The organism is Ruegeria meonggei (assembly GCF_042768335.1).
Lineage (GTDB): Bacteria > Pseudomonadota > Alphaproteobacteria > Rhodobacterales > Rhodobacteraceae > Ruegeria > Ruegeria meonggei.
In genome coordinates this window covers 1799641-1817427 of sequence record NZ_JAXHBT010000001.1, presented here as the reverse complement: position 1 = coordinate 1817427, position 17787 = coordinate 1799641, and the positions used below count along the sequence as shown (strand labels likewise).

At 58.8% G+C, this 17787-nt stretch carries 15 protein-coding genes and 1 tRNA gene; 7 read left to right on the top strand and 9 right to left on the bottom strand.

Features of this window, described 5'->3' with window-relative positions; all coding sequences use genetic code 11:
• Positions 1-3: 3 nt before the first annotated feature.
• Both SJY13_RS08925 and putA read right to left on the bottom strand, forming a co-directional pair.
• Positions 4-747, bottom strand: coding sequence for a rhomboid family intramembrane serine protease (locus SJY13_RS08925; RefSeq protein WP_377190233.1), 744 nt, complete (start codon positions 745-747; stop codon positions 4-6).
• Positions 748-789: 42 nt separating this feature from the next.
• Entirely contained in the window at positions 790-4191 is a 3402-nt protein-coding gene (gene putA, locus SJY13_RS08920; RefSeq protein ID WP_377190231.1) for a bifunctional proline dehydrogenase/L-glutamate gamma-semialdehyde dehydrogenase PutA, read from the bottom strand.
• 102 nt (positions 4192-4293) lie between these two features.
• Between putA and SJY13_RS08915 the strand changes: the two genes are divergently transcribed.
• Both SJY13_RS08915 and SJY13_RS08910 read left to right on the top strand, forming a co-directional pair.
• Positions 4294-4782 carry an Lrp/AsnC family transcriptional regulator gene (locus SJY13_RS08915; RefSeq protein ID WP_085821334.1) on the top strand — a complete coding sequence of 163 codons (489 nt, stop codon included), beginning with the start codon at positions 4294-4296 and terminating at the stop codon, positions 4780-4782.
• A gap of 30 nt (positions 4783-4812) precedes the next feature.
• Positions 4813-5394: a tetratricopeptide repeat protein gene (locus SJY13_RS08910; RefSeq protein WP_377190228.1), complete on the top strand. Its 582-nt coding sequence runs from the start codon at positions 4813-4815 to the stop codon at positions 5392-5394.
• A 43-nt stretch (positions 5395-5437) separates the two neighbouring features.
• Here the strand turns inward: SJY13_RS08910 and SJY13_RS08905 are convergent, their stop codons facing one another.
• The 7 genes from SJY13_RS08905 to SJY13_RS08875 all read right to left on the bottom strand — a co-directional run bounded on the left by SJY13_RS08905 (position 5438) and on the right by SJY13_RS08875 (position 13591).
• Positions 5438-7327 (bottom strand): PhoX family protein, encoded by a 1890-nt coding sequence (locus SJY13_RS08905; RefSeq protein ID WP_377190226.1) that lies wholly within the window; start codon positions 7325-7327, stop codon positions 5438-5440.
• A gap of 245 nt (positions 7328-7572) precedes the next feature.
• Positions 7573-8568 (bottom strand): ABC transporter ATP-binding protein, encoded by a 996-nt coding sequence (locus SJY13_RS08900; RefSeq protein ID WP_085821331.1) that lies wholly within the window; start codon positions 8566-8568, stop codon positions 7573-7575.
• On the bottom strand, positions 8565-9599 hold the full coding sequence (locus SJY13_RS08895) for a Gfo/Idh/MocA family protein (RefSeq protein WP_377190224.1): 1035 nt from the start codon (positions 9597-9599) through the stop codon (positions 8565-8567). Before SJY13_RS08895 ends, SJY13_RS08900 begins: the two co-directional genes overlap by 4 nt.
• A complete protein-coding gene (locus SJY13_RS08890) occupies positions 9596-10435 on the bottom strand; it encodes a carbohydrate ABC transporter permease (protein ID WP_377190222.1) in 840 nt (279 codons plus the stop codon). Before SJY13_RS08890 ends, SJY13_RS08895 begins: the two co-directional genes overlap by 4 nt.
• A 10-nt stretch (positions 10436-10445) precedes the next feature.
• The gene (locus SJY13_RS08885; protein WP_085821328.1) at positions 10446-11360 is read right to left on the bottom strand and encodes a carbohydrate ABC transporter permease; all 915 of its coding nucleotides are present in this window, start codon (positions 11358-11360) and stop codon (positions 10446-10448) included.
• Positions 11361-11425: 65 nt separating this feature from the next.
• Complete coding sequence (locus tag SJY13_RS08880) at positions 11426-12679, bottom strand: ABC transporter substrate-binding protein (RefSeq protein ID WP_377190219.1); 1254 nt, start codon at positions 12677-12679, stop codon at positions 11426-11428.
• A gap of 24 nt (positions 12680-12703) precedes the next feature.
• A complete protein-coding gene (locus SJY13_RS08875; RefSeq protein ID WP_377190217.1) occupies positions 12704-13591 on the bottom strand; it encodes an N-acetylmuramic acid 6-phosphate etherase in 888 nt (295 codons plus the stop codon).
• A gap of 167 nt (positions 13592-13758) precedes the next feature.
• On the opposite strand from SJY13_RS08875, the gene SJY13_RS08870 reads away from it, so the two are divergent.
• The 5 genes from SJY13_RS08870 (at position 13759) to SJY13_RS08850 (ending at position 17727) form a co-directional block, all read left to right on the top strand.
• The gene (locus tag SJY13_RS08870; protein WP_377190215.1) at positions 13759-14634 is read left to right on the top strand and encodes a BadF/BadG/BcrA/BcrD ATPase family protein; all 876 of its coding nucleotides are present in this window, start codon (positions 13759-13761) and stop codon (positions 14632-14634) included.
• Positions 14621-15370, top strand: coding sequence for a GntR family transcriptional regulator (locus SJY13_RS08865; protein ID WP_377190213.1), 750 nt, complete (start codon positions 14621-14623; stop codon positions 15368-15370). The genes SJY13_RS08870 and SJY13_RS08865 overlap by 14 nt, the downstream gene beginning before the upstream one ends.
• A gap of 19 nt (positions 15371-15389) precedes the next feature.
• On the top strand, positions 15390-16418 hold the full coding sequence (locus tag SJY13_RS08860; protein WP_377190211.1) for an SIS domain-containing protein: 1029 nt from the start codon (positions 15390-15392) through the stop codon (positions 16416-16418).
• Positions 16415-17551 (top strand): N-acetylglucosamine-6-phosphate deacetylase, encoded by a 1137-nt coding sequence (gene nagA / locus SJY13_RS08855; protein ID WP_377190209.1) that lies wholly within the window; start codon positions 16415-16417, stop codon positions 17549-17551. Before SJY13_RS08860 ends, nagA begins: the two co-directional genes overlap by 4 nt.
• 101 nt (positions 17552-17652) lie before the next feature.
• Positions 17653-17727 (top strand) — tRNA-Gly (locus SJY13_RS08850).
• Positions 17728-17787 lie beyond the last annotated feature (60 nt).

The following is a 17787-nucleotide window of genomic DNA, read 5'->3' as shown; positions in this document are numbered from 1 at the left end:
CGGTTATTTGCGCGGTACGCGTGGAATACGCGACTGTTCCAGTTTGAACTTATTCTCGGGATGGGGTGGGTGCCCGTGCGTGCGGTTCCAGAATCCAGGACCGCCGCGTTTCAGCCAAAGCGGGATGCTTAGTACCAGGCCGACGAAGAAGCCGCCGGTATGGGCCCAATAGGCGATGCCGCCTTCGTCAGGATTGCTGGACAGGCTACCGGTGAATTGAATGCCAAGCCAGACACCCAGCATGACAAAAGCCGGGATGGTGAACACGCGGAAATAGACGATCAGGATCAGCAGGATGTCCACTCGTGCCTTGGGGAACAGCAACAAATAGCCCCCCATAACCCCGGCAATCGCACCAGATGCGCCGATGGTCGGCACGGGTGAGCCCGGCGCGGTGGCGACATGGACCAGACCGGCCCCGATACCCGCGGCCAAATAAAACAGCAAAAATGGCAGGTGGCCCATCTCGTCTTCCATGTTGTCGCCGAAGATCCACAGAAACAGCATATTGCCCGCCAGATGCATCCAGCCGCCGTGCAGAAACATCGATGTCGCAAGGGTTTCATACGCAAAACCATCCATGATCCGTGCAGGTATGACAGCGTATTCATAATACAGCTGACTTATCTGCTGATCGATACCCATGATCCCCACATAACTGAGAAAGATCAGGATATTGGCAGCCATCAGCAGGTAAACGACATAGGGCGTGCGCCCTGACGGGTTGTGGTCTCGGATCGGGAACATGGCGCGACGCTGGGCTTTTCGCGGCCCAGCGTCAAGGCATGCTTAGGCCGCACCCCCCAACAACGCTGCGTTGCCACCAGCAGCTGTTGTGTCTACGCACACGTGGCGCTCGCCCAGAACTCGGGCGCGATCCGGTTTGCCTGGGATCAGCGGCAGGATCGGGCCATCGCGTCGGGCCAGATGGCGTTCGATTTGCCGCGCAGTGTCGTCATCCCCCCACCAGAGTACGCCCGAGATGCCGGTGACGTTTTCCAGCCCGTGCAGATCCAGCATTCCAGTGGCGCGGATTGCAGTGCCTCCCAGGGCCTCAACCGCGTTGGCCTGGGCCAGTACGGCGTCCGCGCCCGGCCCTATGCACAACAGAGGCGCGCGCGGGAACTCACTCAACCGGTTGGATTCACCCGTCGGGCCGGGCAAGGACTGGGTCTGGACACTGACCGCACGACTCTGTGCTGCGGGTAGGTCACTTTGGGTGCTTTGCCATGCTCCGGCGCTGACTTGCCGGTCCGGAGTGCAGAACCGCGCCATGTAGTTGGGTCCGCCAGCCTTTGGTCCCGTTCCTGACAGGCCTTCGCCCCCGAATGGTTGCGAGCCTACGACGGCGCCGATCTGATTGCGATTGACATAGATGTTGCCCGCGTGGATGGCCTCGGTGATGTACTGCACGCGGTCGTCGATGCGGGTATGCAAGCCGAAGGTCAGGCCATAGCCAGTTGCGTTGATATCGGCAATGACCCGATCAATCTGGGATGCCTTGAACCGTACAACATGCAGGACCGGGCCAAACACTTCACGTTCCAACGCGGCGATTCCCGGAATTTCGATCAATGTGGGCGCGACAAAGGTGCCCTCGGGTGGGGTGCCAAGTTCCTTCAGAACGCGCCCTTGCGCGCGCGCCTTGGCGATGTGATCTGCAATACCCTGCTGTGCGGTGTCGTCAATCACCGGGCCGCAATCGGTTGAGATTGACCAGGGTTCACCCACCTGTAGGGCATCCATTGCACCGGCCAGCATGGTCAGCAGGTCGGCGGCGATATCTTCTTGCACATAAAGGCACCGCAAAGCGGAGCATCGCTGCCCCGCGGATTGAAAGGCGCTTTCGATGATGGATTGCACAGCCTGTTCAGGCAGGGCAGTGCTGTCGACGATCATTGCATTCAGCCCGCCGGTTTCCGCAATCAACGGCGTGCCCGGGCGGAGGTTCTCGGCCATGGCCGCGCGGATTTTCAGCGCGGTCGCGGTTGATCCGGTAAAGGCTACGCCAGACACCCGCGTATCCGAGGTTAGTGCTGCGCCAACCGACGGTCCGCCCGGCAGCAATTGAAGAGCGTCCTGCGGCACGCCGGCCTCGTGCAACAGTTGAACAGCGCGGTGCGCAATCAGAGGCGTCTGAGGGGCGGGTTTAGCCAACACGGCGTTGCCGGTGGCCAGCGCGGCAGATATCTGACCGGTAAAAATCGCCAGGGGGAAGTTCCACGGGCTGATGCAGGTAAAGGTTCCCGCCGGTTTGGCGTCGGGGATATTGGCCGCGTAGTAGCGCAGGAAATCAACCGCCTCACGCAGCTCGGCCACCGCATCGGGCAGGGATTTCCCAGCTTCGCGGGCCAAAAGGGCGAAAAGCTCGCCATAATTCGCCTCGTACAGATCGGCGGCTGCGTTCAAAATTTGCGCCCGAACCGACGCAGTTGCCTGCCATGGAACGGCCGAGGCCAGAGCCTGTTCTACGTCGCGCGCACTGGCAGGGGCAATGGCCCCAGGCCGGTCTTGTGGCTGGGCCGGGTTGATCACGGGTTGGTCACCCTCGGGATGTGCGTCATCGGATAGCAGGGGCCGCGCATACCAGTGATGTGCCCGGAACTGATCCCGCGCGGCATCGATCCGGTCGAGCGTGGGGGTGTGCTGCAGATCGAACCCCTTTGAATTGGGCCGCTCGGGCTGAAACAGGTCGGGACCAGTGGGTAAATGCGGCTTTGGTTCCTGAATGGTGTCAAAGGGGTCTGCGGCGACCTCCTCTGGTGGAACGGTCTCATCCACGATCTGGTTCACGAAAGATGAGTTTGCACCGTTTTCCAGCAGGCGGCGGACGAGATAGGCCAACAGGTCGCGATGCGCGCCGACCGGGGCGTAAATCCGACAGCGTGCATTGTTCTGTTCCTTGACGATCTGGTGCAAGGTCTCGCCCATGCCGTGCAGGCGCTGAAACTCAAACGGTTGGGTGTCGGCCATGTGCAGGATCGCGCTGACCGTGTGGGCGTTATGGGTTGCGAACTGAGGATAAATCCGGTCGGTCATGTTCAGCAGTTTGCGCGCATTGGCGATGTACGAGATATCCGTTGCCGCCTTACGGGTGAACACCGGGAATCCGTCCACACCTTCGACCTGCGCGCGCTTGATCTCGGTGTCCCAATACGCACCTTTGACCAGACGTACCATCAGCTTGCGGTCATGGCGTTCTGCCATGTTGTACAGCGTGTCCAGAACGACCCCGGCACGTGGCCCATAGGCCTGTACCACGATCCCGAACCCATCCCACCCGGCCAGAGCAGGCTCGGCCATCACAGCCTCGATCACCTGCAGAGACAGCGACAGGCGGTCGGCCTCTTCTGCATCCACATTCAACCCCATCCCGGCGGCTTTGGCCAGGATGCATAGGGCGCGCAGGCGTGGCATCAGCTCGTTCATAACCCGCTGTTCATGCGCCAGTTCGTAACGCGGATGCAGGGCCGAAAGCTTTACTGATATCCCCGGATTGGCTCGGATGTCGTCATGGGTGCAGGCATCGGCAATCGCGGCAATGGCTCGGGAATATGACAGGTGATACCGGGCGGCGTCTGCGTCCGTCCGGGCGGCTTCCCCCAGCATGTCGTAGGAATAGGTATAACCGTTGGCCTCCATCCCGCTGGCACGTTCCATGGCCGATTGAATGGTCTCGCCCAGAACAAACTGGCGACCCATCTCTTTCATCGCGCGGCCAACGGCGGTGCGGATCACAGGCTCGCCCAAACGTTTGATAGCCCCGCGCAGCGCGCCAACCGGAGAAGATTTGCCCTCATCCAGAACCTTACCCGTCAGCATCAGCGCCCATGTCGATGCATTGACCAGAGAGGACGAGGACTGCCCCAGATGTTTGCCCCAATCTGACGGCGCAATCTTATCCTCGATCAGCGCGTCAATCGTATCGGCGTCTGGCACGCGCAACAACGCTTCGGCCAGACACATCAGGGCGATACCCTCATCCGAGGACAGGCCGTACTCGGCCAAAAACACCTCCATCATGCCGGGCGAAGTACTGCCCCGGATGTCGCGCACCAATTGCGCGGCCGCAGCGCTGATCGCGGTGCGATCGGCTTGGGTCAGATCAGCCTGTGTGATCAGAGCGTCCAGTATTGTGGACTGATCGGCATAGGTTTGGCTGTCGATATGGGTGCGCAGGCTGTGTGACATGTATCCTCCGGTCTTTTGATGAGTATACTGTCGCCAAGTCAGAACAATCGGCTTATGTTTGGGGTTAGGTAGGTAATTGACCTAATTTTCTGAGGATTTGCGATGCAAAACGACTTTTCAGGTCTTGATCGGTTTGATCGGGCGATTCTGGCGATTCTGGCCAGGGACGGGCGCATATCGGTGGCCGATCTGGCGCGTCAGATCGGGTTGTCCAAATCTCCGACGCAGGCACGGCTGAAAAAACTGGAGGCGGACGGGATCATAACCGGCTATCGCGCCTTGCTAGATCCGATCCGGTTGGGGCTTGATCACGTGGCTTTTGTCGAAGTCCGTTTGACGGACACACGTGAAAAAGCGCTGGCCGAATTCAACGCGGCGGTGCGCAAGGTGCCCGAGATCGAGCAAGCCCATATGATCGCGTCGAATTTCGACTATTTGCTGAAGATTCGCACGGGTTCGATGTCTGAATATCGCGCTGTTCTGGCCGAGAAGCTTTCAGCCCTTCCACATGTGTCGAACACCTCGACCTTTGTGGCGATGGAGGCTGTAAAAGAGGCGGGGTTGCCGAACCCGCCAGATGCTCAGAGTTGACGGGCACAGGATTTGCATCAACATTAGGGAATGATCCGGTTTGCAGCTCTTTGTCTGATGATCGCCGTGACCGCCGCGCCAGTTGCGGCGCATTCACTGGACGGGAAATCCTGTGCCGAGGTGGTCGATCATGCAGCAGACGTGGACGTCCTGATCGCGCAGATCCAAGACGCGGAGACCGAGCAGGACGCCCGGGTCATATCAGGCCAGATGTGGCAATTGTGGACCGATGCCCCAGACTGGCAGGCACAGGCGCTGCTGGATCGCGGAATGCAGCGCCTCAAGGCTGGGGAACTGGCCGATGCGCTGAACATTCTGGATGCGTTGGTGATCTATTGCCCGGACTATGCCGAAGGTTACAACCAACGGGCGTTCGTCAATTACCTGCAACATGATTTCGAAGCCGCTCTGCCTGATCTGGATCGGGCGATTGAATTGTCGCCCAATCATGTTGCCGCAATCAGTGGCCGGGCCCTGACCTTGTTGGGCTTGGAACGTCTGGACGAAGCGCGCACGGCCCTGTCGCAAGCGCTGGAGCTGAACCCCTGGCTGTCCGAGCGTCATCTATTGGGACCCGGTGGACCCCTTGAGCCATTGGGTAAAGATATCTGAAAAGCCCCCAAAACGATTGGCTTCGGGGGCGTTTCTTTAGGGTTTAACCAACCAATCCGTTATCGGCCCGTTTGATCGCGATAACCGAGGACCGGGGTGTCCCGCCATCGGGCCAATTGCTGCCCGGATGCTGAATGCCGACAAACATAGTGCGCAGGTCGCTGGACCATGCAAGACCGGTGACCTCACACCCGTTCGGACCGGTCATGAACCGAGCGATCTCGCCGGTGACTGGATCACCAACCAGCATCTGGTTGTTGCCGTTACCTGCGAAATCCTCTTCGTTGTCGTCATTGCCATCTGTCTGGATCCAGATCAGGCCAGTCGAGTCGATGACCATACCGTCGGGTGAATTGAACAGGTTGCCCTCGTTCACGTTCGCCGAACCGGCGCGGGCGTCCGAATGCACGGTCGGATTGCCTGCCATCACGTACAAATCCCAATCGAACCCTTCGGCTGCATGATCGTCATTCACTGGGCGCCAGCGCACGATCTGACCGTATTTGTTGGCCTCGCGCGGGTTGGGGGCATTGGCTGATGTGTCGTCGCCACCGGCGTTGGGTTTCACTCCGCGGTTCTTGTTGTTGGTCAGGCAGCAATAGGCCTCAACCGCGACAGGGCTGGAGGCCACCCATTCCGGGCGATCCATCGTGGTGCCGCCAGCAGCCGAGGCCGCCATGCGGGTAAAAATCGAAATATCGGCCGCCTCCATTCCAGTGGCTTCTGGCGTCAAGGGCAGCCAGGCACCTGTCATATCATCGTTGAATTTGGCGACGTAAAGCGTGCCGTCATTCAGCAGGCTCTCGGTCTCACCACCGGGCTGATAGGAGCCGTTCGAGACGAATTTGTACAGGTATTCGCCCCGCTCATCGTCACCCATATAGACGACCACGCGGCCGTCAGCAGCCAGCGTCACCTCGGCGTTTTCGTGTTTGAAGCGGCCCAGGCCGGTATGTTTGACCGGCGTGCTGTCGGGCTGAGTTGGATCGATCTCTACAATCCAGCCCAGGCGGTGCGGCTCGTTAGGGTTCTTTGAAGTATCAAAGCGCGGATCGAAAAGTTCATACCCGTTCCAGCTTTCTGCTCTCAGGCCGTACCGTTTAAAGCCTTCAGCAACCTTCTGGTCATAGCTGGCATTTTCGTCGCTCGATCCGAAATAGCCATTAAAGTTCTCTTCGCAGGTCAGATAGGTACCCCAAGGCGTCTTGCCTGCACCGCAGTTGTTCATGGTGCCCAGCGAGGTTGTACCAGTTGGGTCAGCCTCGGTTTTCAGCAGATCGTGACCGGCAGCCGGCCCAACGATATTCATCGGGGTATTGTGATGAATGCGTCGATTGAACGGGCTGTCTTTGACGACAGACCAGCCTTCGGGCCCCTCTGTGATTTCCATCACGGTGACGCCTTGTAGGTTTTGCAGCTTCAGAACGTCACCGGCACTGGCCGGAACACCTTCTTGCGAGGCAGGCAAATTGATCTTGCCGTTCGGGTATTCATGGTTGATCGCGATCAACTCGTGACCCTGGAATGCAAAAGTCTCCATCCCGTCGGTGTTTTCGCCAAAGATGCGATCCGATTTTTCGACCGGTCCACCATCGGTGAGGTCATAACCGTCTGCATCGGCAAACAGCGGATCACCCCAGCGCATCAGCATCTTCCACTCGTACCCTTCAGGCACGTGAACAGCACCGCCTGTCTGGGCCGCAATCGGAGTAAAGGCAAAACGCGATGCAGACTGCGCCTGCGCCGAGGTTGGGGTCAGCAGGCCGGCGCCCATAGCGGCCGCGCCCGAACCGAAAGCAACAACACCGCTCAGGAATCCCCGTCGCGAAATGGCGCTTTCTACGACGCGGTCAAAATCGTTTTCTTCAGGGCGTGGGAAATGCAGCTCGTCCCAGTCATCGGCGGAAAGTGTGGTGGGGTCAACGTCTTTCATGGATGGCTCCTGGCTATCTGAGTTAAGTCTGAAATTGGATGTAGGCGGCAAATGTGACAGGCTGATAACAGCCTGATTAAGGATACCTACTGACTGACTTTATACCATTGTGAACGCCATACGCGAAACTTCGCCGGACGCGTCGGGCACATAGCGACACAAGCACGCGTGTGCCCAGATCGGCCCGCATAAACTATGCAGGGCAGGGTCGATTGACAGTGTTAAGAAAAAAAGTCGCGACCTGATCAGCGCAGTCTTTGACCGTCCGGATCAAAGCGATAGGCCCGGTCGGGGTCAAAGCCTAGGCGCAGGTCCTGACCTTCCGCAATCGCGTGCTGGCCAAACAGACGCGCGGTGACATCATGGTCGTGAACCTTGGCTATGACATTGGTGTCACCACCAAGTTTTTCTACATGGCTGACATGTGCGGTAAGTGGACCGTCGTCCGACAGGAACAGATCCTCGGGCCGGATGCCGATGGTGGACTGGCCACCGTCTTGCAGCAACCCTTCGGGCAGAAAATTCATCGATGGTGATCCCAAAAAACCGGCAACAAACTGGTTTGCCGGGTTGTTATACAGCTCCATCGGGCTGCCGATCTGTTCCACACGCCCGTCGCGCAGGACAACGATCTTATCGGCCAGCGTCATCGCCTCGGTCTGGTCGTGGGTGACATAGATCATCGACGCATCCAGCGCCCGGTGCAGGTTGGCGATTTCGATCCGGGTGTTCATCCGTAGGGCGGCGTCCAGATTTGACAGCGGCTCATCAAACAAGAACAGCTTGGGTTCGCGCACGATGGCCCGGCCAATGGCGACACGCTGGCGCTGACCGCCTGACAGCTCCGAGGGGTAACGATCCAGATACGGCTCAAGGTTCAGCATGCGGCTGGCGGTGGCCACGCGCTCTTCGATCATCGATTTTGGTTGTTTCTCTTGCTTCAGCGCTAGGGTCATGTTGCCGCGCACGCTGAGATGGGGATAAAGCGCATAGCTTTGGAACACCATCGCAATCCCGCGCTTTGAGGGCGGCACCAGATTGACCTGCTGGCCGCCGATGTGAATGTCACCCGAGGACGCGTCCTCAAGCCCTGCAATCACTCGCAACAAGGTGGATTTGCCACAGCCCGAGGGGCCGACAAAGACAACAAATTCGCCCTCTTCCACTTCCAACGTGATGTCCTTCAGGACATGCACATTGCCAAATGATTTGTTTACGTTGTTCAGCGTCAAAGCGGTCATTGTGCGGGCTCCTCAAGGGAAACGGGCTGGCCGGTGCGGATGCTTTCATCCGCGGCCAGACAAATGGCAAGAGACTGGACGGCGTCATTCATATGACGTGTCAGGTCGATATCTTCAGCGATGGCGCGCAGCATATAGGACTGTTCGGCATCACACAGATCCTGATGGCCGGGCTCATCCGGCATCTCGATCGTATGGTCGCCTTGCGGTGTGTGGACCAGCAGGCCACCGACTTTTGTGTGCCCATCAATATCTGCGGATGCGCCTTTGTTGCCGTCCGTGATCGAGACCGAACCGTTAGGTGACACGATATCCTTCACGAAAAACGCGGTTTCAGACATCATCGGCCCCCAACCGGCCTCGTACCAGCCGACTGAGCCGTCATCGAACACCACCTGAAACTGGCCGTAATTATACATTTCCTCGGCGATCTCATCCGACAGGCGCAGACCCATGCCGTTTACGCGAAGGGGGCGTGCGTCAGTGATCTGGCACATGACATCGACATAATGCACGCCGCAATCGACAATAGGTGACGTGGTTTGCATCAACGCCTTGTGCGTTTCCCATTCTGCGCCCGAGGATTGCTGATTAAGGTTCAGCCGGAATACATATGGGCCACCCAGTTCGCGTGCCTCATCAATCAACCGCATCCAAGACGGATGATGGCGCAGGATATAGCCCACCACCAGCTTGCGGTTCAGCCGGGTGGCCGCGTCGACCACACGTCGCGCGTCGGCGACATTGGTGGCAAGCGGCTTTTCCACAAACACATGCGCCCCGGCTTCTATCGCGGCGCAGGCGTAATCTGCGTGGCTGTCGGAATAGGTGGCAATTACCACAAGATCGGGTTTGGTTTCAGCCAATGCCGTTTCGTAGTCTGAGAAAGCCGGATAGCCCGCGAGGTCCGGATGATCCACACAGCCAGACCGATTCACCAGCCCGACGATCTGCGCGTCGGGGAGGTGATGATGGGCCAGCGCATGGCTCAGCCCCATATTGCCCAGACCTGCGATCAGAACCCGGGTCATTTGACCGCCCCTGACGTGATGCCGCGGATCAGCTGGCGCGAAAAGATGACATAGAGGATCAAGACCGGCAGGATCGCCATCGACAGGGCCGAAAGAACCGCGTTCCAGTCGGTGACAAATTGCCCGATAAAGACCTGACTTCCCAGCGTCAGCGTCTTGGTCTCCTCGGCCGGGGCCAGGATCAGGGGGAACCACAGATCGTTCCAGATCGGGATCATGTTGAACACGGCCACTGTCGCCATTGCAGGACGGACGAGGGGAAGAACAAGGCGGAAGAAGATTGTGTATTCGGACAGCCCATCAATGCGCCCGGCATTCTTCAGATCGTCACTGACCTGTCGCATGAATTCGGACAGGATGAACACGGCAAGTGGTAGTCCCTGCGCCGTATAAACCAAGATCAGCGCCCAAAGCGTGTTGACTAACCCGGTCGCCACCATCATTTCAAGGATCGCAACGGTGCCGATGCGGATCGGGATCATGATACCCAGCGCCAGGTACAGGCCCATAACCAGGTTGCCTTTGAACTGATATTCGGACAGCGCATAAGCGGCCATCGCACCAAACAGCAGGACGAAGAACAGCGACGCCACAGTGACGATCATCGAGTTCTGGAAATACAGGAAGAAATCCCCCTGTTTCATCACAGTCTCATATCCGATCATTGAGAAACTGTCGGCGTTGGGCAGTGACAGCGGCTCGCGAAAGATCGCGCGGCGCGTTTTAAAGCTGTTGATCAGGATCACGAAGACCGGGAACAGCGCAATTAGCGTGTACAAGATCAGTGCGCCGTGCATTGCGACGGTGTTGAAAGGATTGCGGCGTGCTTTGTTCATCGTTTTGCCCTCACATCTGATACCGGCGCATGCGGGTTTGTATGCCAAACAGATAGATGCATACGCCCACAAGGATGATGGCAAACATGGCCCCGGCGATGGCCGATCCCATATGCGGATCGCCCAGTTGCAGCTGAAAGCCAAAGAAGGTGCGATACATGAACGTCCCCAGAATATCGGTCGAAAAATCGGGCCCCGCCAGCGCGCCTTGCGACGCATAGATCAGGTCAAACGCATTGAAATTACCCACGAAAGTCAGGATGGAGATGATCCCGATCGAGGGCAGGATCAGCGGCAGTTTGATCTTCCAGAAGGCGGACGCCCCGGTGATCCCGTCAATCTCACCAGCTTCCAGAATTTCTTCGGGGATGGTCAGCAGGGCGGCATAGATTAGCATCATCGGGATGCCGACAAACTGCCAGACCGAGATAAGCGCCAGCGTGGTCAACGCGTATTCCTCTTTGCCCAGCCACGGCGCGAACAGCGACTTCAAACCAACCGCATCCAGCATCGATGGCGCGATGCCCCAGATGGGGGACAGGATCAGCTTCCAGGCAAAACCCACGATCACAAAACTCAGGATTGTAGGAATGAAGATCGCTGACCGATATAGCGCCGCAAACCGCAGGCTTGGATGGCTGAGAAGGGCCGCCAGCGCAATGCCGATGGGATTTTGCACCAGCATATGGACCAGGAAAAACCAAAAGTTGTTGCCCAGGGCGTTCCAGAACTGTTCAGACCAGATCGGGTCAAAAAACAGCGTCCGAAAGTTTTGCAATCCCACGTATACGCGGGTCTGATCAACTTCGGTGAACAGTGCCAGGCGCAGCGTGTTGAACAGCGGAAAGATCATCACCGCCGTATAGACAAGAACGGCCGGTGCAAGGAACACGACGATATGCCAGCGGATGCGGGGGCGGTTCATGGGACAGCTTTCATAGGAGGGTCAGAGGTACCCGGGCGATCGCAACCGCCCGGGTATCTTTCAGTTTACTGGTGCGGAGCGTACCAGGAGGCGAGGCCTTCCTGCAGCTCAGCGCCCAGTTCCTCGGGGGATTTTGCGCCCTTGATGGCCGCCACAGATGCGCCCCAGGTATCGTTTTCCAGGTTCGGCGTGCCGCGCGACAGGATCTGATAAGTCGAGCGGATCGTCGATTCACATTCATCACGCCAGCCGACGATTTCCTTGGCCAGCGGGTCCTGCAGGTCGACCGGTGTGTTCGACAACGGGAAGAAGCCGGGCAGGGCGTTACCGAAGATTTCGGCAAACTCGGGGCTTGCGACCCAGGACAGGAAGGTCTCAGCTGCTTCGGGGTTTTCGGTGGCGGCGTTCATGCCGATGCCGATATCCGTGTGATCCGAAATATAGCAGGTGTCGCCCGCGTCCTGAACCGGCGGCTTGAAGGCACCCATTTCGAAATCGGCCTGCGCGTTAAAGCCCGAGATTTCCCACGATCCAGCCGGATAGACGGCGGCACGGCCCAGAGTGAAGATGTTCTGGCTGTCAGGATAGGTCTGCGCCTCGTAACCGTCGCCCAGATACTCACCCCAGCGAGCCAGTGTGGCAAAGGGGGCAGTCCAGGCCTCGTCGGTCAGCTTCTGCTCACCAGCGATCAGCGCCTGACGACCTTCCTCACCTTTCCAATAGTTCGGGCCAATGTTGTTGTAACCCATCGTGGCCGCTTCCCACTGGTCGTTGGTGCCCATCGCCATCGGGACATAGGTGCCGTCGTCGCGGATCTTGTCGAGCGCGGCAAAGAATTCGTCCTCGGTGGTGGGAACTTCGATACCCAGTTCGGCAAAGGCGTCTTTGTTGTAGATAAAGCCATGGATCACCGACGCCATCGGCACACAGAAGCTGGCTGATCCGTCATCCGTCTGCCACGCCGATTTCGCCACGTCCGAGAAATTGCTCATCGCTTCAACCGATGACAAATCGGTCAGGTGACCAGCCTCGTACAGTGCCAGCGAGGCGTCAAACGGGCGGCAGGTGATCAAGTCGCCGGCTGATCCGGCGTCCAGCTTCGAATTCAGAACAGCATTGTATTCGGCTGGGGCAGAGGGGGTGAACTGAACCTTGATGCCAGGGTGTGTGGCCTCGAAGGCCGGTATGATTTGGTCCTGCCACAGCGTCAGGTCGTCATTGCGCCAGCTTTCGATGGTCAGCGTCACGTCCTCGGCAAGGGCGCTGGTCGCCATCAGGGTGGTACCCAGTAAGGCCAGTTTCAGGCTTCTGTACGTCATTGTTCTCTCCCGTTTGGTTTGCATTTAGGTCTCTTGCGCCAGAGCAGCATTCAGTATTCCGTCGGTGGCTTGCAGGCGTGCCGTCGCGTGTTTCAGAGACAGGTCTTGGGCCGCGATCAGTATGGCGGGCTTGACCTCTCCTTTGGATTTATCCAGCGCATCCTGCGCCTTGGTCATGTCGACTTTTGCGATACGGGCGACAATTCCAGTGGCGCGGGCCCGCAACTTGTCGTTATCGGCACGCAGGTTGACCATCATGCCGCTGTGCACATGCCCAAGCTCAACCGCCATCAGCGAGGATAGCATGTTCATCGCGATTTTCTGCGCCGTTCCGGCCCCCATGCGTGTTGATCCCGAGATCAGCTCGGGTGGCGTGGCCAGCAGAATGGGAATGTCGGCGTCTTGCAGCAACGGGCTGCCCGCGTTGTTGGCAATCCCGATCACGGTTGCTCCATGAGCGCGTGCAAGGCGGCTGGCTGTCAGTGTGTAGGGGGTCGAGCCGCTGGCCGACACGGTGATCACCGTGTCACGGGCCTGCACGAAGCCAAGCGCATCCTGCAGCCCGTCATCAGCATCCTCGACACCGCCCGGCATCTCAGCCCCGGTCGGCAACCCACCAGCCATATGGATTCGCAGCTGAGCCGTCGGGATCGAAAATGTGCCACCCAATTCCTGCGCATCAGCTGCTGCCATCAACCCGGACGATCCTGCGGCGGCATAGTGAAGAACACCGCCCTCACGAATTGTGTTGGCCATCGCTTTTGCACCGGCCGCGATGCTCTCGGCCGCGTCAAGCGCGGCTTTGGATGCAGCGATCTGGCCGGCGGCCAGAATTCGGGCTGAGCTGACCAGGTCGCCCCGGTTCAGCAGGTCTGCATCATCGTGCAATTGTTCGGTTGACGGCAGCGTCAAGAGAATCCCCCATGTGTTCCCTTTACAATACCTATCTAATACCACCTGTCCACAATTTTCTTTTTTCCATGTAAACACCGAGATTTGCGGTGTAATTCGCATATATAGGCGGTATTTGGTTCTTTTTGGCCTTTCCTGAAGTGAATAGGTATTATAATGGTATTGTCATGACTGAGTCTCGGAATAATGCGATTTTGGCGGTGGACGGCGGTGGAACGCGGTGCCGTGTCGCCTGTGAGGTTGATGGTATTGTCCATTGCGCTGAAACCGGCGCGGCCAATGTCTCAAGTGATTTCGACGGTGCCCTGACCCAAATTCGGGCGGGTATGATGGAAATCTCTCGCACAGTAGGGATTGCGGTTCAGCAGATGGTGACATGGCCTGCCTTCGTCGGGTTGGCGGGTGTCACGGATAATGAGATTGCCGGACGATTGCGAGATGCCTTGGGGCTGGCTTGCGCGCGGATCAACGATGATCGGCCCGCCGCCGTGCGTGGTGCTTTGGGTGCGCGGGATGGGTTGATCGCCCATTGCGGGACAGGCTCGTTTTTGGCGGTACAGACAAATGGCGCGATGCGGTTTGCCGGGGGCTGGGGATCTGTTCTTGGGGATGAGGCGTCGGCCCAATGGGTAGGCCGCCGGGCTTTGTCTGAAACACTTTGCACCTATGACGGGACACAAGCCGAAACGGCCTTGACGCAAAAGCTGTTGGCAGACCTGCAAGGGCCTGCCGGAATTGTTCGGTTCGCGGGATCCGCCACGCCCGCACAGTTTGGCGCGCTTGCCCCTTCGGTGACATCTGCCGCCAAAAATAGTGACCCCGTGGCCCGGGGCATCCTGCAGGACAGCGCAGACTACATCGCCGGAACCGCCCGGAAACTGCGATGGCAACCCGGTCAAGCGGTCTGTCTGACCGGCGGAATAGCGGCGCACTATGCGAACTACCTGCCGACCGAGATGCAATCAGTCATACGCCCGTCACTGGGTGAGCCGCTGACCGGCGCGCTGGCCCTGGCAAAGGAGGTCCGACATGAGCATCAGTGATTTCCTGCGCGCAGAGAGCTGGCTGACCCCGGAAAACGGACCGCGCTACGTCCAACTGCGGCGCAGGCTACAAGAAGGGATAGATACCGGTGTCCTGCCCCCGAATTCCTCCCTGCCGTCGGAACGGGAATTGGTAGAGATCACCGATCTGTCGCGCGTCACCGTGCGCAAGGCGATACAGGAACTGGTTCACGAAGGTGTCATCGAACAACGCCAGGGGTCTGGTTCATTCATCCGGCAACCGGTGCCGCGGGTGGAGCAATCGCTGAAACATCTGACCTCGTTCACCGAAGATATGTCGAGCCGCGGCATGCAGACCGCGTCCAAATGGCTTGAACGTGGTGTATTTGCGGCGACCCCCGAGGAGATTGCAGCGCTAAGCCTGAAAGAGGGCGAGCAGATTTCCCGCATCTATCGCCTGCGTGAAGCTGACGGGCGGCCATTGGCGTTGGAACGTGCTGCGTTGCCGTTGGATATCCTGCCGAACCCGATTGCAGTGACCACCTCGCTCTATGAGGTGCTGGATCGGTTGGGGCGGCGGCCCGTGCGGGCGCTTCAAAAGATATCAGCGCTGAACCTGGCGGCGCGCGAAGCTGATTTGCTGGACGTTCCCGAAGGGGCGGCCGGGTTGAATATCGAACGTATCTCATTCCTAAAAAACGGGCGGGTCGCGGAACTGACCCGGTCCCTTTATCGCGGCGATGCCTATGATTTTGTCGCTGAATTGCGGTTGTAACCGGAAAGGCCGGAACTTCATGTCCGAACGAACTTCGAAAATGCGCCAGGAAATCCTGGAAATCCCTGATGCCGTTGACAGGTTGTTAAGCCAGGGCGCGCCGGGGATCCAGGCGGCAGCACAGATGGTGAAACAAGCCGATCCCCGGTTTTTGATTACTGTTGCGCGGGGGTCGTCTGACCACGCCTGCACCTATCTGAAATACGCCAGTGAGCTTTTCTTAAACCTGCCCGTTGCTTCGGTCGGGCCGTCGGTCAATTCGATTTATGGTGTTGATTTGCAAGCCAAGGGCGCTCTGTGCCTGTCCATATCTCAATCTGGTCAAAGCCCGGATATTGTGGGCATGACCCGGTCGCTGAGATCCTCAGGAGGCGTAACCGTTGCGATCACCAACAACACCAACTCACGCCTGTCCGAGGTGACAGATGCCGTTCTGCCCCTGCATGCCGGACCAGAGCTGAGTGTGGCCGCGACCAAAACTTTTGTCACATCTTTGGTGTCGGGATTGTGGCTGCTGGCAGAAGTCAAAGGGGATAATGAACTGATCGGCGCGATCCACGCGTTGCCGGGTTGTTTGGCCAGAGCCGCAACATGCGACTGGTCCGCAGCGGCCGAGACGATCACGGGACGGTCGTTGTTTACCTTGGGGCGTGGGCCGTCGTATGCGATGTCGAACGAGGCCGCGCTGAAGATCAAGGAAACCTGCCAGATTCACGCCGAAAGCTTTTCAGCGGCCGAAGTGCTGCACGGCCCGGTTTCGATTGTTGAAGACGGGTTCCCAACGATCGTTTTTGCGGCCAGAGACGCGGCGGAACAGACAACAGCCGAAGCCGCCGACGCTCTGGCAGGCAAGGGGGCGACGGTGTTTGCAGCGACGGACAAAGTGACCCGCGCGCAGGTGTTGCCTGTGGCGCGCACGGGCCATTGGCTGACCGATCCCGTTGCGACCATCACGTCGTTCTACAGTATGGTCGAGGCAGTGGCGGGCGCGCGCGGGATCGACCCTGACGCCCCGCGCCACCTCAAGAAGGTGACGGAGACGGTATGACCTCAGGTGTTGTGACTTTCCGAAACGGGACCTTGTTCGACGGTACGCGTTTGCAGTTCGGCCAAGCGATCGTCTTTCGCGAAGGCGCATTGGCTGCTTTGGTTCCTGACGATCAGGTGCGCAACGAAGGGCAGGTTATCGACCTGAACGGCGATATCATCAGCCCCGGGTACGTCGATCTGCAGGTCAACGGCGGCGACGGGGTGATGTTCAACGATGATCCCTCTGTCGCGACGATCCGGCGCATCGCCGGGGCGCATCGCAAGCTGGGCGTGGTATCCCTGTTGCCAACGCTGATCACAGATACGCCCGAAAAAACCCGCGCGGCGGTTGAGGCTGCAATACAGGCCGTTCGGGACGGCGTACAGGGTGTCGCGGGCCTGCATCTGGAAGGGCCACACCTGTCGGTTGAGAGAAAGGGTGCGCATGATGCGGATTTGATCCGCCCGATGCAGGTTTCGGATCTTGAAGCGCTGATCGCCGCGGCAGCTGAGTTGCCTTGTCTCAAAGTTACCCTCGCACCCGAAGCGGTTACGAAAGAACAGGTCCGCAGCTTGTTCGAAGCCGGTGTTCTGGTCTCGTTGGGCCATAGCAACGCGGATTTTGCCACCTGTCAGCATTATGCTGCAGCCGGCGCGCGCTGCGTGACGCATCTGTTCAACGCCATGAGCCAGCTTGGAAACCGCGAACCGGGACTGGTTGGATCTGCCCTGGCCAATGGCAGTTTGTCGGCTGGTCTGATCGCCGACAGTATCCATGTTCACCCCGAAGTCATTCGCGCAGCCTGGGCCGCGAAAACCGCACCGGGACAGATCTTTTTGGTTAGCGATGCCATGGCCGTGGCCGGTACAGATCGGACCGAGTTCGAGCTGGAGGGCCGGCGGATCACGCGAACAGACGGGCGGCTGACGCTTGATGACGGGACGCTGGCTGGGGCGGACCTTGATCTGACAACTGCGATCCAGGTTCTGGTCACTCAGGTCGGCGTACCGCTGCAGGATGCGCTGGCCGCCGCGACCACCTATCCGGGCCAATTGATCGGGCAGTCGGGATCGCAGCCGCTGCGGTATGATGCGATGATTCGCATTTCGGCCGATCTGGACGCGTGCGACTGGTTGCCTGCGTTGGGCTAGCCGTACCACTGATGCCCCAAACTCCTTGCTGCGAAATTGATTTTCGGGGTCGAACGGCGCTTGACGGCACTAGTCGCATCGCATAAACCGACCTCCGCTGAGCGGGCGTCGTATACTGGCTATTACCTCAGCCTTCCAAGCTGATGAAGCGGGTTCGATTCCCGCCGCCCGCTCCAAAATCAGCCCCTTAGATATGCGTCAAATAGCCCATTTGGGTCGTCAAACCGTGCCAGCTT

Excerpts from the sequence above, each read along its gene's own strand:
- SJY13_RS08865 (WP_377190213.1), top strand. The coding sequence starts at position 14,621 with ATGAGCATCAGTGATTTCCTGCGCGCAGAGAGCTGGCTGACCCCGGAA.
- SJY13_RS08890 (WP_377190222.1), bottom strand. The coding sequence starts at position 10,435 with ATGAACAAAGCACGCCGCAATCCTTTCAACACCGTCGCAATGCACGGC.
- SJY13_RS08885 (WP_085821328.1), bottom strand. The coding sequence starts at position 11,360 with ATGAACCGCCCCCGCATCCGCTGGCATATCGTCGTGTTCCTTGCACCG.
- SJY13_RS08900 (WP_085821331.1), bottom strand. The coding sequence starts at position 8,568 with ATGACCGCTTTGACGCTGAACAACGTAAACAAATCATTTGGCAATGTG.
- SJY13_RS08870 (WP_377190215.1), top strand. The coding sequence starts at position 13,759 with ATGACTGAGTCTCGGAATAATGCGATTTTGGCGGTGGACGGCGGTGGA.
- SJY13_RS08860 (WP_377190211.1), top strand. The coding sequence starts at position 15,390 with ATGTCCGAACGAACTTCGAAAATGCGCCAGGAAATCCTGGAAATCCCT.
- SJY13_RS08895 (WP_377190224.1), bottom strand. The coding sequence starts at position 9,599 with ATGACCCGGGTTCTGATCGCAGGTCTGGGCAATATGGGGCTGAGCCAT.
- SJY13_RS08915 (WP_085821334.1), top strand. The coding sequence starts at position 4,294 with ATGCAAAACGACTTTTCAGGTCTTGATCGGTTTGATCGGGCGATTCTG.
- nagA (WP_377190209.1), top strand. The coding sequence starts at position 16,415 with ATGACCTCAGGTGTTGTGACTTTCCGAAACGGGACCTTGTTCGACGGT.
- SJY13_RS08910 (WP_377190228.1), top strand. The coding sequence starts at position 4,813 with ATGATCCGGTTTGCAGCTCTTTGTCTGATGATCGCCGTGACCGCCGCG.
- SJY13_RS08905 (WP_377190226.1), bottom strand. The coding sequence starts at position 7,327 with ATGAAAGACGTTGACCCCACCACACTTTCCGCCGATGACTGGGACGAG.
- putA (WP_377190231.1), bottom strand. The coding sequence starts at position 4,191 with ATGTCACACAGCCTGCGCACCCATATCGACAGCCAAACCTATGCCGAT.
- SJY13_RS08925 (WP_377190233.1), bottom strand. The coding sequence starts at position 747 with ATGTTCCCGATCCGAGACCACAACCCGTCAGGGCGCACGCCCTATGTC.
- SJY13_RS08880 (WP_377190219.1), bottom strand. The coding sequence starts at position 12,679 with ATGACGTACAGAAGCCTGAAACTGGCCTTACTGGGTACCACCCTGATG.